Here is a 15,123-nt window from a genome sequence, read left to right as displayed (position 1 = left end):
TAAACCACTCTCTGCAAGGCATTACACACTAATAACAATTGAATAACTCACAGTTAAGTGCAGAGTTATAAACAGCAGAGGGGGAACATCACCGTTTTTATTCACCTTTTCTGTGGATAGAGTTGTGAAGAACTACGGAATTACTACGGGAAAACCCAGAGCATTCTGAACACCCCTGATTCAGGCATTACAAAATAATAATTACTAATCAATGAACTAGGTGCTTAAATCGCTACCAAACAGGTAAAATCGTGACCTGTATCACACTCGCTGTATACGAGGTGGTGAAAGATCAACCAATGTCGTATTTATCCACAGAATGTGCCAATAAGTTAAGCACCGCATCACTAAAAATTGGAGTTTCGTCGCACGTCAAGGCTGTAAATGGAAACAGTAGTGAGGGTTTTTCACAGTTATCCCAGCTTTCTGTGGATAACATGGTGTAAGATCCTGTTTATTTTCAGTGACCAGATTTGGAAAACCTCCCCATACGTTGCGCAACGTGGTTATCTGAAGCCTAAAAAGCAATATAAATCATGCAATTGAATAACACGCGTGGAAAAAGTTACACTTGGCATATCCGGTATAAAATTGCTGCTCAATTTTTAATCAAGGTATAACACCATGCTCCAGCCTCGCCCATTGCTCTCTCCACCAGAAACTGAAGCGCAGTTATTTGCGCAAGCACAGCAACTTTCCGGTTACACATTGGGTGAGCTGGCGGCACTTGCCGGGCTGGTTGCACCGGAGAATTTAAAGCGCGATAAAGGCTGGATAGGCGTGTTGCTGGAAATTTGGCTTGGCGCAAGCGCAGGCAGTAAACCTGAACAAGATTTTGCGGCCCTGGGCGTAGAGCTAAAAACGATTCCTGTGGATAGCCTTGGCCGTCCTCTGGAAACCACTTTCGTTTGCGTGGCGCCTTTAACCGGCAATAGCGGCGTCACCTGGGAAACCAGCCATGTACGTCACAAGTTAAAACGCGTGCTGTGGATACCTGTAGAAGGCGAGCGCAGTATTCCTCTGGCGCAGCGGCGCGTAGGGTCGCCATTACTGTGGAGTCCAAATGACGAAGAGGAACGGCAGTTACGCGAAGACTGGGAAGAATTAATGGATATGATTGTTCTTGGTCAGGTTGAAAGAATTACCGCTCGTCACGGGGAATATTTACAGATAAGACCTAAAGCGGCGAATGCGAAAGCGCTCACCGAAGCCATTGGTTCCCAGGGTGAACCGATTCTGACACTGCCACGCGGCTTTTATTTAAAGAAGAATTTCACCAGTGCACTATTGGCTCGTCATTTTTTGATCCAGCACCCATCGCTTTGACCTGCCGCATTCCGGGCATATAATTACCGCTTCATTTTTTTGGCAGGGCTTTGTTTGATGTTATTTGCATGGGTAACCGATCCTAACGCCTGGCTTGCGCTCGGTACGCTGACGCTGCTGGAGATCGTTCTTGGGATCGATAATATTATTTTCCTCTCGCTGGTGGTGGCAAAACTACCCACAGCACAACGTGGCCACGCGCGGCGTCTGGGTTTGGCAGCGGCTATGGTCATGCGTCTGGCGTTGCTGGCGTCTATTGCCTGGGTCACGCGTCTGACGAATCCGCTTTTTACAATATTCAGTCAGGAAATTTCCGCTCGCGATTTAATTTTGTTACTCGGCGGTCTGTTCCTTATCTGGAAAGCCAGCAAGGAAATCCACGAATCCATCGAAGGTGAAGAAGAAGGATTGAAAACTCGCGTTTCATCATTCCTCGGCGCTATCGTGCAGATTATGCTGCTGGATATTATTTTCAGCCTCGACTCGGTGATTACCGCTGTAGGCCTGTCAGATCACTTATTCATAATGATGGCAGCAGTGGTGATTGCCGTAGGCGTGATGATGTTCGCCGCGCGCTCGATTGGTGATTTTGTCGAACGCCACCCTTCGGTAAAAATGCTGGCGCTCTCTTTCCTGATTCTGGTGGGCTTTACCCTGATTCTGGAAAGTTTCGATATCCACGTACCGAAAGGTTACATCTACTTCGCGATGTTCTTCTCTATTGCGGTTGAAAGCCTCAACCTGATTCGCAACAAAAAGAATCCGCTCTGATATTCCGTTCGCTCTCCTGCGGGAGAGCGTTCGGCCAGATCTCTTCCTCACAGTTTAAGATTTTCCTGCTTTCATGATGTATAACGTCAGATTATAAACAGTCTATTATCATTAATGGGCAAAATAGGTGAGGATGACCGGATGAAAAAATGGGCAGTATTAATTTCTGCAGTCGGACTGGCATTTGCCGTTTCCGGCTGTTCCAGTGATTACGTCATGGCGACCAAAGATGGCCGTATGATTTTGACAGATGGAAAACCGGAAATTGATGATGACACCGGGCTGGTGAGTTATCACGATCAGCAAGGTAACGCGATGCAAATAAACCGTGATGATGTTTCGCAAATTATTGAACGTTAAAAAATAAGGTCAGCATCCGGCTGACCTTAAGATTTTTCTCTTTCCCTTTTCCCTTCCCTCTGCCATTTTTATATTCCTTATGTCGTGATTATAAAAAGGAAACGGCTATGCAATATCACCGTATACCCCACAGCTCGCTGGAAGTCAGCACGCTGGGGCTTGGCACGATGACGTTTGGTGAACAGAACAGCGAAGCCGACGCCCACGCACAACTCGACTATGCCGTTGCTCAGGGCATTAACCTTATCGACGTTGCCGAGATGTACCCGGTACCGCCACGCCCCGAAACTCAGGGGTTAACCGAAACCTATGTCGGTAACTGGCTGGCAAAACATGGCAACCGCGAAAAGTTAATTATCGCCTCCAAAGTGAGCGGACCGTCGCGTAATAATGACAAGGGGATCCGCCCGGATCAGGCGCTGGACAGGAAGAATATTCGCGAAGCTCTGCATGACAGCCTCAAGCGTCTGCAGACTGATTATCTCGATCTCTATCAGGTGCATTGGCCACAGCGCCCCACCAACTGTTTCGGCAAGCTCGGTTATAGCTGGACAGATTCTGCGCCTGCAGTTTCGCTGCTGGATACGCTGGACGCACTGGCAGAGTACCAACGCGCGGGAAAAATTCGTTATATCGGCGTGTCGAATGAAACCGCATTTGGCGTAATGCGCTATTTACATCTCGCGGATAAACACGACCTGCCGCGTATCGTCACTATTCAAAACCCCTACAGCTTGTTAAATCGCAGCTTTGAAGTGGGCCTTGCTGAAGTCAGCCAGTATGAAGGCGTCGAGTTACTGGCTTATTCGTGTCTGGGTTTTGGTACGTTGAGCGGGAAATATCTCAACGGCGCAAAACCGGCTGGCGCGCGCAATACGCTCTTTAGCCGCTTCACTCGCTACAGCGGTGAGCAAACGCAAAAAGCCGTCGCGGCGTATGTTGATATAGCCAAACGTCATGGTCTGGATCCAGCTCAGATGGCGCTGGCCTTTGTGCGTCGTCAACCGTTTGTTGCCAGCACTCTGCTGGGCGCAACAACGATGGAACAGCTGAAAACTAACGTCGAAAGTTTGCATCTGGAGTTAAGCGAAGACGTGTTGGCAGAAATTGAAGCGGTGCATCAGGTTTATACTTATCCGGCACCGTGATCCTCTCGCCTGGCGTTTTGCGCCAGGCGTCTTTTTTCCCACTTTTCAGAATATATTCACTACTTTTCGCCGCATCTTTCCTGACAAAGCGCAATAGACTCTTTCGGTCAACGCCAGCGCGCGTTTCAATGCTTGTTAAGGATAACCATGTTGATTCTAAGACCACTTCCTCTCGCTATGCTGTTTGTCGGTTCCGTTTCTTCCGTTTGGAGTGCGCAATTAACCCAACCGTTAACGCTGAAAGACGTCACGGTTTATCTGCATGGTGCCAGCCTGCAAGGTGAAGAGACACTCAACTTACCGGCAGGTGAAAGCGAAATCATCTTCACCCATATTGCCAATTCAGTAACCGACGACAGCATCGCTATCTCTATCGATAACGGAGTGACGGTGCTTTCCTCACGTATCGCGCTAATGGAAACACAGCCGAATGCGTTGCCGTCAGAGATTCAGCAACAGTTAAAAGCAGCAAAGGTGGAACAGGCAAAACTAACCGCCGAGAAAAACAATATTGCGGCTCAAATTAAGGTATTAGAGGCAAATAGCACATTAACCAATAAAAGTGCCGCCGAAGTTGGCAAGTATCTGCAAATGGTGAAAGAGAAAAATGGTGAGTTACTACGAGCCGACAATGAGTTGACGCAGAAACTTGCTGATAACCAGCTTGAAATTGAAAAGCTGGAGCAACGCGAGAGTATGAGTAACGGCGATTCAGAGGCTGCCGATGATCCACAGGTTATTATCGCTAAGGTCTATGCCCCCCAAGCCGTCACGGCGAAGGCAGTGGTGCGCTATATGACGCCAAATGCCGCATGGACGCCGCTCTATGATGTTCACGCAAGTGCTATCAACCAACCGCTTCGTCTGGTTTATAAGGCTAATATTCGCCAGTACACCGGGCTTGCATGGAAAAACGTTAATCTCGTGCTCTCGACCAATGAACCTGATACTCATCTCACCTTGCCGCAACTGGAAACACAGTATGTGGATGTACCGGAGTATGGTGGCGGCTCGCTTTCAGCATCAACTTATAAGCGGGAACCCGTAATGGAACAGCGTTCGCGAGAGTCCTCTGACCAGGATGCCTCAGAATTGCAGAAAGCCCTGGAGACAGAGATGCAAAAAACAAGGGAGCAACGAGCCGGGCGCATGTATGCGGCATCGGCAGCGCCCGTTTCACCGCAACCAGAAAGTTTCACCGCGCAAAATGTTCGCTATGCACTTTCGCTGCCGTGGCAAATCGACAGCGATAATACCGCGCGCACGGTGGTCATTAAGGAAGAGTCGGTCAACGGTAAATATCGCTTCTTTGCTATTCCAAAGATCAGTAATGACGCCTGGCTCCAGGTGCAAATTAAAGAGTGGGAACAGTTAAATTTAATCCCCGGAGAAAGTCAGATCTTCTTTGGCAACAACCGTACCGGCGTGGGTTATTTGCAGCCGCCGGAAGATGGCAAGTCGCTGGATATTCAGCTTAACCGCGATCCTAAGTTGATTATTCAGCGTAAAGCCGCACTCAAAAAAGAGAATGCGTTATCTATCTTTAACGACAGCGCAATACGTAACTTCAGTTACACCCTTAATGTGAAGAACAGCTACGGTGAAGCGGTGGATATCACTCTGCTCGACCAGATCCCAGTCAGTGCTAATAGTGATATTACGGTAGAAAAAATGCAGTACGGGCAGGCGCAGTTTGATGCGAAAACGGGTGAACTTACCTGGACGCTGAAACTGTCAGGCAAAGAGAACGTGAGTCTGCCATTCTCTTACAGCGTGAAGTATCCGAAAGGTATGCACCCTTCGGGAATGTGACCTTCGCCAGATGGCTGAATGTGCCATCTGGCAAAAGATTAATGACGGCGTTGCCAAATCCACAGCGCCGTTATTGCCAGCGCAAACAGTGCACCAAAGCCAATGCCTATGGGCACTACGGGGATGCCTACCATTACTGCCAGCGAGTAAATTCCCAACATCAGCAGCATGGCGCTGTTTTCGCCGAGATTTTGTACTGCAATCGCATTCCCCGCCCCGACGCTTTTTTTGCCTCGCTCCTGTAATAATGCATTGAGCGGTACGACAAAAAAGCCCCCAAGTACGCCAATCAACATCAGCAAGGCATAGGCTGGCAGCAGTTCGTGTTGCAGGGAGAAAATCAGCACCACCACGCCAATCAAAATGCCGGCTGGCATGCAGCGTGATACGGTTTCCAGGGTGACCAGTTTTGCTGCCGCCCCCGCACCAACCACGATGCCAATCGCCACCATCGCGTTGAGGTAGGTCGGGGTCGCGTTATCGGTAATGCCCAGCGCCACCGGCACCCACAGCACCAACAGGAAACGCAACGTAACCCCCGCGCCCCAGAATAAACTGGTTCCCACCAGCGAAAATCGTGTTTCACCGTTGTGCCATAATACAGCGCAAGCAGAGATAAAGCTGCGGGCCATGTTGATGAGATTCCACGACTGTCCCGGACGCGCCGCCGCCAGTTTCGGAATGTAGAGATTTGCGGCTACCGCGCCAGCATAAGCCAGCGCACAGGCCGCCAGCGCAGCAAGAACATGCCAGTCCGCCAGCACGCCACCGGCTACGGAACCGAGTAAAATCGCCGCAATGGTGGAGGCTTCCATCAAGCCGTTAGCTTTCACTAACTGATTACCGGTAGTTAACTCGCCAAGAATACCGTATTTCGCCGGAGAATAAGCCGCTGCACCGACGCCCACCAGCGTATAACCGAGAAACGGATTAATGCCAAAACAAATACTGGCAGCACCCAGCAACTTAAGGCCGTTGGCAAACATCATTACCCGGCCTTTCGCAAAGCTATCCGCCACCTGACCGACAAACGGCGCAAAAAGAATGTAAGCGCCCACAAACACCATTTGCAGGATTGGCTGACTCCAGTCCGGGTAGAACTGCGCTTTCAGTAGCGCCAGAGTGGCAAACAGCAGCGCGTTATCGCCAAACGCAGAGAGAAACTGCGCGGCAATAACTGCTTTCATTCCCTTCGACCATAGCGAAGTGTTAGTGTGCACTGACTCACTCATCGTGTTTTTCCGCTTCGTCTACCCAACTTTTCAACGTGACAAAGTCAGGCTTGCCGCTGCCCAGTAATGGCATCTGTTTCAGATAGCGAATGTCACGCGGTACGGCAAGTTCCGGTACGCCGTGCTCGCGGGCATATTGCTGTAGTTTATCGCGCGTCAGTTCGCTGTCTGTAGTGAACAATACCAGCGCCTCGCCTTTACTGCCGTCGCTCTTAATCGCGGTGGCATGGACTTTATCTGGAGAAACACCAAGTGCCAGTTGTTCCACCATTTCCAGTGAAACCATCTCTCCGGCAATTTTGGCGAAGCGTTTTGCCCGCCCCTGAATCTGCACAAATCCCTGTTCATCAAAACGCACGATATCGCCAGTGTCATACCAGCCGCGCTCCATCTCACCGTGGATGTTCTCAGCCGTTGGCACTTCCAGCACGCCTGGTTTCTCCACCCGCAGGTAGCCGTTCATTATGTTCGGCCCTTTTAGTTGCAGGCGACCACCTTCTTCAATCCCCGGAATCGCCAGCAGACGTGCATCCATCCCCGGCAAAATACGCCCGACGGTGCCGGGTTTCGCTGCCATCGGTACGTTGATGGACACCACTGGCGCACATTCAGTCACGCCGTAGCCTTCAAGAATACGCAGACCAAATTTATCCTGCCAAAGTCGTTTGGTGCTTTCTTGTAGTTTCTCCGCGCCAGCCACCACATAGCGTAGACGATAGAAGTCATACGGGTTGGCGAAGCGCGCGTAATGACCAAGGAAGGTCGAAGTGCCGAAAAGCACCGTACAACTGCGGTCGTACACCAGTTCAGGCACAATGCGGTAATGTAATGGACTGGGGTAAAGGAAGACTTCTGCGCCCGTCAGCAGGGGCGTAAACAAGCCAACAGTTAAACCAAAGGAGTGAAACAGCGGTAACGCCGACATAAAGCGATCGTTGGTGGTGAAATCGGCAATCGTTTTAATCTGCTCGACGTTCGCCAGAATGCTTTTATGGCTATGGACGACGCCTTTCGGATGGCCTTCAGAACCGGAGGTAAAGAGGATCAGCGCCTCTTCTTCTGGCTGCTGTTTTACCTGTGCCAGACGCGGCATCAACAGATGGGCGAAGATCCACACTTTGTCGGCAGTGGTGACATCCGCTTTTAAATCTTCCAGATACACCCAGCGTACCTGAGTCAGCTGCTCCGGCAGATGCCAGAGTTTGCCTTTGTCGAGGAACTGGCGGGAAGTGAATATAGTTTTGATTTCAGCCGCCGTAATGGCGCTGGTCAGCCCTTTTACCCCGGCGGTGTAGTTCATCATTGCCGGAATACGGCGGCGGGCGATGGCCCCAAAAATCACTGCCGCACTAATGCCCGCATTGGGCAGCATTAAGCCGATTCTTTCCCCTTCAACGCTATATTTTTCGAGGATGCGACCAACAAACAGTGTTTTAGTGAGCAACTTGCGATAGGTATCCGGGGTAAAGTTGACGTCTTCGACACACTTTTTCCTGGCCCCAAAACGGTACATTGCGCTCAGTAGTGATTCGTACAGCGTTTCACGTGGGCGTACCGCCATACGCGCTTCCATCATAATTTGGTGCAGCATTTCCCCCGCGATTTTACGGCGGTCACGGGCGCGCGGCGCATCTGGCATCGGCACCTGCGTGGGAGGCAAAATATGCAGATGAATTTGCGGGAACAAGCGCCGTTTAACCAGACCTTTCAGGCGACTGAAGTGCGTAAGCTCCGCCCCTTCAATTCGCACCGGAATAACCGTCGCGCCTGACTTCGCCGCCACAAAACCGGCGCCATCGTAAATTTTCATCAGCGAACCGGTGGTCGTGATACGCCCCTCCGGGAAAATCACTACCGGACGGCCTTGTTCCACCAAACGAACCAGATGTTTGATTGCCATCGGCTGTGTCGGATCGAGAGGAACGAAGTCGATAAATGATTTCAACCAACGCATATACCACTGCTGGCTGATGGAGGTGTAAACAGCAAACACTGGGCGAACAGGTAAAAATAGCGCCAGCAGAATGCCATCAATAAAAGAGACGTGATTGGGCGTGATAAGAACGCGCTCGCCCTTCAGCGCCTGGGTGTCACCTGTCACGCGAACGCGGTACAGAGCAAGGCACAAATTTCGAAAAAAGCTAAAAAGCATTTCAACTCCCTTTGCTCATTATTCATTAAATGCGAATGCGGTGAGATTACACGAGATGAAGGGCTCGAGCGACAGTAAAGTCGGTGCGAAAAAAAACCTGCGCATCCGCGCAGGTTGGTGCAAGAGACAGGGTACGAAGAGCGTACCGAATAATCTCACCAATCAATACCTCTGGGATCTTGATTGTGGTCCGCACGACGACGCTTCGCCAGCGAGAAAAAGCAAAGGAATGAAGGGAAATGCAACGAGGTGTGTAAATTGTCGGTTACTGTTACAGATTTGCGACAGGCAAAAAAAACCTGCGCATCTGCGCAGGCTGGTGTAATTCATGTGCTCAACCCGAAGTTGACTTCACCTATCAATACCTCTGGGATCACCACTTTATCAACCTGTAGACAAATGCCACCAGCAGTCAATCGCAACAGCGTTTCGCAAAGTGTAACCAAAGGTTTGCAATCTCTTTTTTTCCTTACGTATTCTCGTTTCGCGCACACTTCCCACGCTGAAATCACAACGCCCCTTGAACCAACGGGCGTTTTCCGTAACACTGACAGAATGTAAGCGTTTACCCACAAAGGTATTTTCATGGCGACCATTAAGGATGTAGCCCGACTGGCAGGCGTTTCAGTCGCCACCGTTTCCCGCGTCATTAATAACTCTCCAAAAGCCAGCGAAGCTTCTCGTCTGGCTGTGCATAGCGCAATGGAATCTCTGAGTTATCACCCGAACGCTAACGCCCGCGCGTTGGCGCAACAGACCACTGAAACGGTTGGCCTGGTCGTTGGTGATGTTTCCGATCCGTTTTTCGGTGCAATGGTGAAAGCGGTCGAACAGGTGGCTTACCATACCGGTAATTTCTTATTAATTGGCAACGGTTACCACAACGAACAAAAAGAGCGCCAGGCCATTGAGCAGTTGATTCGCCATCGCTGCGCCGCGCTGGTCGTCCATGCCAAAATGATCCCGGATGCCGATTTGTCCTCATTGATGAAGCAAATACCCGGCATGGTGTTAATCAACCGGATCCTTCCGGGTTTTGAGAGTCGTTGTATCGCTCTGGACGATCGCTACGGTGCCTGGCTGGCGACGCGCCATTTAATTCAGCAAGGTCATACGCGCATTGGTTATCTCTGCTCTAACCACTCTATTTCTGATGCCGAAGATCGTCTGCGAGGGTATTACGATGCCCTTGCCGAAAGCGGTATTCCGGCTAATGATCGGCTGGTGACTTTCGGCGAACCGGACGAAAGCGGTGGCGAACAGGCGATGACTGAACTGTTGGGAAGAGGCAGAAATTTCACCGCCGTGGCTTGTTATAACGACTCGATGGCGGCAGGCGCGATGGGCGTGCTCAATGACAATGGGATTGATGTACCGGGTGAAATTTCGCTGATTGGTTTTGATGATGTGCTGGTGTCACGTTATGTACGCCCACGGCTGACCACGGTCCGTTACCCAATAGTGACAATGGCGACCCAGGCTGCAGAGCTGGCATTGGCGCTGGCGGATAATCGCCCACTGCCAGAAATCACCAACGTCTTTAGTCCTACGCTGGTACGTCGCCATTCAGTTTCAACACCGTCGCTGGATGCAAGTCATAACGCAGCCAGCGACTAGCCGCGATTAAAGCAACTCGAGCGCCAGTAATTCCTCAATGGTCTGGCGGCGGCGAATCAACCGCGCCTGACCATTATCAAACAGAACTTCTGGCAACAGTGGGCGACTATTGTAGTTAGATGACATTGACGCACCATATGCGCCGGTATCATGCAGCACCAGATAATCGCCAGCCTTCACTTCCGGTAAGGCACGGGTTTCGACATTCCCCCCTTCCTGCTGGGTAAAGACATCGCCCGATTCACATAATGGCCCTGCGACAACGGTTTCCACCGTTGGCGCATGTTCAAGAGAGCGACCATCAGCCGCCAGCGCGCTAATATGGTGATAACTGCCATACATTGCCGGGCGCATCAGATCGTTAAATCCAGCGTCAACCAGCACAAAGTGGCGACTCCCCATTTGTTTGACGCTCCGCACCTGGGTAATTAACACACCAGACTGCGCTACCAGGAAGCGACCCGGTTCGATTTCCAGTTTCACAGGGTGACCGAGATGGCGGGCGATTTGCTCACGCGCGGCATGCCACAGACCATAATAATGTTCAGTATCAACCGCCTCTTCTCCCTGCTGATACGGAACAGAAAGCCCGCCCCCCGCAGAAATAGCCTGTAAATCCTGACCGAATTCGATGACCTGATGCACCATCGCGCCACACACCTGCTCCAGATGCGCATAATCAACACCAGAACCGATATGCATGTGAATGCCAACCAATTGCAGATAATGACGTTGTATGACTTCCAGCGCGGCCGGAAGATCGGTATACCAGATGCCGTGCTTGCTGTTTTCGCCACCGGTATTGGTTTTTTGGCTGTGTCCGTGACCAAACCCCGGGTTAACGCGCAGCCATACCCGATGTCCTGGCGAAACCTGACCCAGTTGCTCGAGCATATCAACAGACCCCGCATTCACCGGAATTTGCAATTCACTGACGCGCTCAAGCGTTGCCTGATCGATAACATCCGCGGTAAAGACGATGTCATCGGGATGCGTTTGTGAATTATATCCCGCCGCCAGCGCACGCTCGATTTCCCCCAATGAGACGGAATCTACTTTCACACCCTGCTCACGCATTAAGCGCAAAATATGAATATTGGAACAGGCTTTCTGCGCGAATCGCACCACATCAAACTGTTTCAGCGCTGCAATCTGCCGACGAATAATTTGCGCATCGTAGACCCACACCGGGCAGCCAAATTCTGAGGGCAAACGCAGTAGATTTTCGGCGGTGAGATCGGTATCGGTGCTGAACAGTGAATGTGGCATAACAAACTCCAGATAAGTGCTTTTTTATGATTACGCCACATCATAAAAAGAATAAAAAATATCGATTTATGTCGAGTCTATGCAAAAATGATATGGATTACCGGATTGCGAGAGAACGCCAATGGCCGCCGTTAACTTACGTCATATTGAAATTTTTCATGCGGTTATGACCGCCGGCAGCCTGACTGAGGCGGCACAACTGCTGCATACTTCACAGCCAACCGTCAGCCGCGAACTGGCGCGCTTTGAAAAGGTGATCGGGTTGAAACTGTTTGAACGCGTACGCGGTCGATTACACCCTACCGTTCAAGGGCTGCGTCTGTTTGAAGAGGTGCAGCGCTCCTGGTACGGGCTGGATCGCATCGTCAGCGCCGCCGAAAGTCTGCGCGAGTTTCGCCAGGGAGAACTGTCTATTGCCTGCCTGCCGGTCTTTTCGCAGTCTTTTTTGCCGCCGCTGCTACAACCGTTTCTGGCCCGTTATCCTGAAGTCAGCTTAAACATTGTCCCGCAGGAATCACCGCTACTTGAAGAGTGGCTTTCGGCACAGCGTCATGATCTCGGACTCACCGAAACGCTGCATACACCTGCGGGTACGGAACGCACCGAATTACTGTCTTTAGATGAAGTGTGTGTTTTACCGCCAGGTCATCCGCTGGCGGTAAAAAAGGTATTAACACCGGAAGATTTTCAGGGTGAGAACTACATCAGCCTTTCCCGTACAGACAGCTATCGCCAGCTGTTGGATCAGTTGTTTAGTGAGAATCAGGTTAAACGACGCATGATAGTAGAAACCCATAGCGCCGCGTCAGTTTGCGCGATGGTACGGGCGGGGGCGGGAGTTTCGGTAGTTAACCCGCTCACCGCTCTGGATTATGCGGCAAGCGGATTGGTGGTTCGGCGGTTCAGTATTGCGGTTCCCTTCACCGTCAGCCTGATTCGCCCCCTGCACCGCCCGTCATCAGCACTGGTGCAGGCATTCAGCAAGCATTTACAAACCGGTTTACCAAAACTGGTAGCCGCTCTTGAGGCTATTTTGTAGCGAATTACGACAGCATAAAGGCTACTGCATCCTCGGCATGAATAGCCGCAGTATCAAACACAGGCAGAACACTGCGCTCTTCTGGCACCAGTAAACCAATTTCCGTACAGCCAAAAATGACGCCCTGCGCGCCCTGTTCTGCGAGGCGAGCAATCACTTGCGCATAATAAGTGCGCGATGTTTCGCTAAATTGCCCCAGACACAGTTCTTCAAAAATAATCCGATTAATTTTCGCCCGTTCATCTGCTTCAGGGATCAGACAGTCGATGGAAAATTGCGCCGCCAGTCGCCCACGATAAAAATCCTGTTCCATGGTGTAGCGTGTCCCCAGCAGCGCCACGCGAGTCATTCCGGCACGGGTAATTGCACGTCCGGTGGCATCCGCAATATGTAAGAAAGGCAGTGAACAACGGGATTCGATAGCATCCGCTACTTTGTGCATCGTATTGGTACATAGCACAATGCCTTCAGCCCCCGCCCGCTGTAAGCCAAGCGCCGCTTCAGCCAGAATTTCTCCTGCTTTGTCCCACTCCCCGCGACGTTGACACTCTTCTATTTCATGAAAATCAACGCTATGTAGCAGCACTTGCGCAGAGTGAAGCCCACCAAGTCGCTGTTTAATGCCTTCATTTATCAGACGATAGTAAGGAATAGTGGATTCCCAGCTCATACCCCCTAGCAGACCAATTGTTTTCATTCCTTTCTCCTGACTTGTGAGTTAATGCAGCAAGGCTGAATAAGGAACTCAACGGCCTGGCGCCCGATCTCTATTAGCGAAAAAAAGGCCGGATGTACAGCACATCCGGCCAGAGACATCAGATGCCGATATTTCTCAATTTCTCGCCTGCCATCAGTTTGCGTTCGATATGCTCCAGCGTAACATTCTTGGTTTCCGGAATGAGCCAGAAGGTAATACCCACAAACGCAATGTTCAGCGCGGTGTAGAGCCAGAACGTACCGGCAGCACCAATGCTGTCGAGCAGCGTCAGGAAGGTCGCGCCGATAATCATGTTCGACACCCAGTTCGTGGTGGTCGAACAGGTAATACCAAAATCGCGGCATTTCAGCGGCTGAATTTCAGAGCACAGGATCCACACCACTGGCGCGGCGCTCATCGCATAACCGGCAATACACATCATCGTCATGCCAACAGAGAGCCAGGACAGGCCACTGGAAGCCGTACCGTTATCAAACTGCATCAGGCAATAGCCCAGCACCAGGGTGCCTAGCGCCATCACGCTGAAACCAATTTTCAGTGCCGGCTTACGCCCGGCTTTATCTACCGTAAACACCGCAATAAAAGTAGCAAACATAAAGGTTAGCCCTACGACCAGAGTCGCAATCATCTGCTGTTCGGTCGTCGTAAAGCCCGCCATTTTGAAGATGCGCGGCGCGTAGTACATGATGATGTTCATACCGGTAAATTGTTGCATCGCCTGCAACAACATACCGAGGAATACCGCACGACGTACGTTACGGTTGATTTTAAACAGCGCCCAACCGCCCTGTTTTAACTTCAGGCTTTCACGAATTTCGTTAAGTTCTTCTCGCGCTTTTTCTGATGTATCGCGCAGCATACGCAGCACTTCTTCCGCCTCGATATGACGCCCTTTCTCCGCCAGCCAGCGCGGGCTATTTGGCAGGAAAACAACCAGAATAATCAGCAGGACTGCCGGTAAGGCAAGAACACCTAACATTGCACGCCAGTTACCGCTATAGCTGAATGCAGTGTCGGATAAAAACGCCAGCACGATGCCCAGCGTTACCATCAACTGGTACATACTGATCATCTTGCCACGTACGTTTTCACTCGCCATTTCAGAGAGGTACAGTGGAGCTGTATAAGAGGCAATCCCCACGGCAATACCAAGCACCACACGAGCGGCGATTAACATTTCTACGCTGGTCGCAAAAGCCGACCCTATCGAACCGAGCACAAACAGGATAGCCCCTGCCATCAAACTGTATTTACGTCCCAGGCGGAACGACAGCCAACCATTGAACAGCGCACCAATTGCCGCGCCGAGCATCATGCTACTGACCACCCATTCCTGCAATCGACTGGTTAGCACAAAGTGATCGGTAATGAACGGCAACGCTCCGGCGATGACCCCGATATCAAGACCGAATAACAATCCTGCGACCGCAGCAGCTACCGAAACAAACATATTCATACGACGCGTATCTCGCAGAGGACGCGGTGTTAAAGCAGATTCCGTATTGATAGTCACCATTTTTTTCCTGCCAGCAGAGAATAAGACATAGTGAAAAAATACGTGAACAACTCATTCTGGTGTCAGGTCGGAATTAGTATAAATATGGATTAAATTGCTACGACATGCGGTTATGTGATGGACATTCCAATTTTCAAATTAAGTAAAATTATTAACATTATTA

General features: G+C 50.8%; 13 protein-coding genes. 7 read left to right on the top strand and 6 right to left on the bottom strand.

The features are described from left to right. Positions 1-292: 292 nt before the first annotated feature. Positions 293-439, bottom strand: coding sequence for a hypothetical protein (locus AACU94_RS01955; protein ID WP_276319965.1), 147 nt, complete (start codon positions 437-439; stop codon positions 293-295). Positions 440-624: 185 nt separating this feature from the next. Between AACU94_RS01955 and mutH the strand changes: the two genes are divergently transcribed. From mutH to AACU94_RS01930, 5 genes are all read left to right on the top strand, one after another. After that, complete coding sequence (gene mutH / locus AACU94_RS01950) at positions 625-1,326, top strand: DNA mismatch repair endonuclease MutH (RefSeq protein ID WP_130221488.1); 702 nt, start codon at positions 625-627, stop codon at positions 1,324-1,326. Between the two features lie 57 nt (positions 1,327-1,383). Continuing rightward, a complete protein-coding gene (locus AACU94_RS01945; protein ID WP_064529833.1) occupies positions 1,384-2,097 on the top strand; it encodes a TerC family protein in 714 nt (237 codons plus the stop codon). 141 nt (positions 2,098-2,238) lie between these two features. Beyond that, positions 2,239-2,457 carry a lipoprotein YgdR gene (gene ygdR, locus AACU94_RS01940; RefSeq protein ID WP_000758660.1) on the top strand — a complete coding sequence of 73 codons (219 nt, stop codon included), beginning with the start codon at positions 2,239-2,241 and terminating at the stop codon, positions 2,455-2,457. 107 nt (positions 2,458-2,564) lie between these two features. Further along, on the top strand, positions 2,565-3,605 hold the full coding sequence (locus AACU94_RS01935; protein WP_130217886.1) for an NADP(H)-dependent aldo-keto reductase: 1,041 nt from the start codon (positions 2,565-2,567) through the stop codon (positions 3,603-3,605). A gap of 147 nt (positions 3,606-3,752) precedes the next feature. Continuing rightward, a complete protein-coding gene (locus AACU94_RS01930) occupies positions 3,753-5,417 on the top strand; it encodes a DUF4139 domain-containing protein (RefSeq protein WP_135488835.1) in 1,665 nt (554 codons plus the stop codon). A gap of 38 nt (positions 5,418-5,455) precedes the next feature. Here the strand turns inward: AACU94_RS01930 and lplT are convergent, their stop codons facing one another. Together lplT and aas are read right to left on the bottom strand one after the other, a co-directional pair. After that, a complete protein-coding gene (gene lplT, locus AACU94_RS01925; RefSeq protein ID WP_130221486.1) occupies positions 5,456-6,649 on the bottom strand; it encodes a lysophospholipid transporter LplT in 1,194 nt (397 codons plus the stop codon). Next, positions 6,642-8,801, bottom strand: a complete 2,160-nt coding sequence (gene aas / locus AACU94_RS01920; RefSeq protein ID WP_135488834.1) for a bifunctional acyl-ACP--phospholipid O-acyltransferase/long-chain-fatty-acid--ACP ligase — start codon at positions 8,799-8,801, stop codon at positions 6,642-6,644. The genes lplT and aas overlap by 8 nt, the downstream gene beginning before the upstream one ends. 585 nt (positions 8,802-9,386) lie before the next feature. Here aas and galR point away from each other — a divergent pair. Beyond that, on the top strand, positions 9,387-10,418 hold the full coding sequence (gene galR, locus AACU94_RS01915) for an HTH-type transcriptional regulator GalR (RefSeq protein WP_130207752.1): 1,032 nt from the start codon (positions 9,387-9,389) through the stop codon (positions 10,416-10,418). Between the two features lie 6 nt (positions 10,419-10,424). On the opposite strand, the gene lysA is transcribed toward galR, so the two are convergent. After that, positions 10,425-11,687, bottom strand: a complete 1,263-nt coding sequence (gene lysA, locus AACU94_RS01910; protein ID WP_135488833.1) for a diaminopimelate decarboxylase — start codon at positions 11,685-11,687, stop codon at positions 10,425-10,427. 121 nt (positions 11,688-11,808) lie between these two features. Between lysA and lysR the strand changes: the two genes are divergently transcribed. After that, entirely contained in the window at positions 11,809-12,726 is a 918-nt protein-coding gene (gene lysR / locus AACU94_RS01905) for a DNA-binding transcriptional regulator LysR (protein ID WP_135488832.1), read from the top strand. Positions 12,727-12,730: 4 nt separating this feature from the next. Here the strand turns inward: lysR and ygeA are convergent, their stop codons facing one another. Next, entirely contained in the window at positions 12,731-13,423 is a 693-nt protein-coding gene (gene ygeA / locus AACU94_RS01900; RefSeq protein WP_130217896.1) for an amino acid racemase, read from the bottom strand. A 118-nt stretch (positions 13,424-13,541) separates the two neighbouring features. Continuing rightward, positions 13,542-14,960 carry an arabinose-proton symporter AraE gene (gene araE / locus AACU94_RS01895; RefSeq protein WP_130207760.1) on the bottom strand — a complete coding sequence of 473 codons (1,419 nt, stop codon included), beginning with the start codon at positions 14,958-14,960 and terminating at the stop codon, positions 13,542-13,544. Positions 14,961-15,123 lie beyond the last annotated feature (163 nt).

The organism is Escherichia sp. E4702 (genome assembly GCF_963883545.1).
Lineage (GTDB): Bacteria > Pseudomonadota > Gammaproteobacteria > Enterobacterales > Enterobacteriaceae > Escherichia.
Note: the sequence above shows the minus strand (reverse complement) of the source record. Positions and strands in the feature narration are given on the sequence as shown.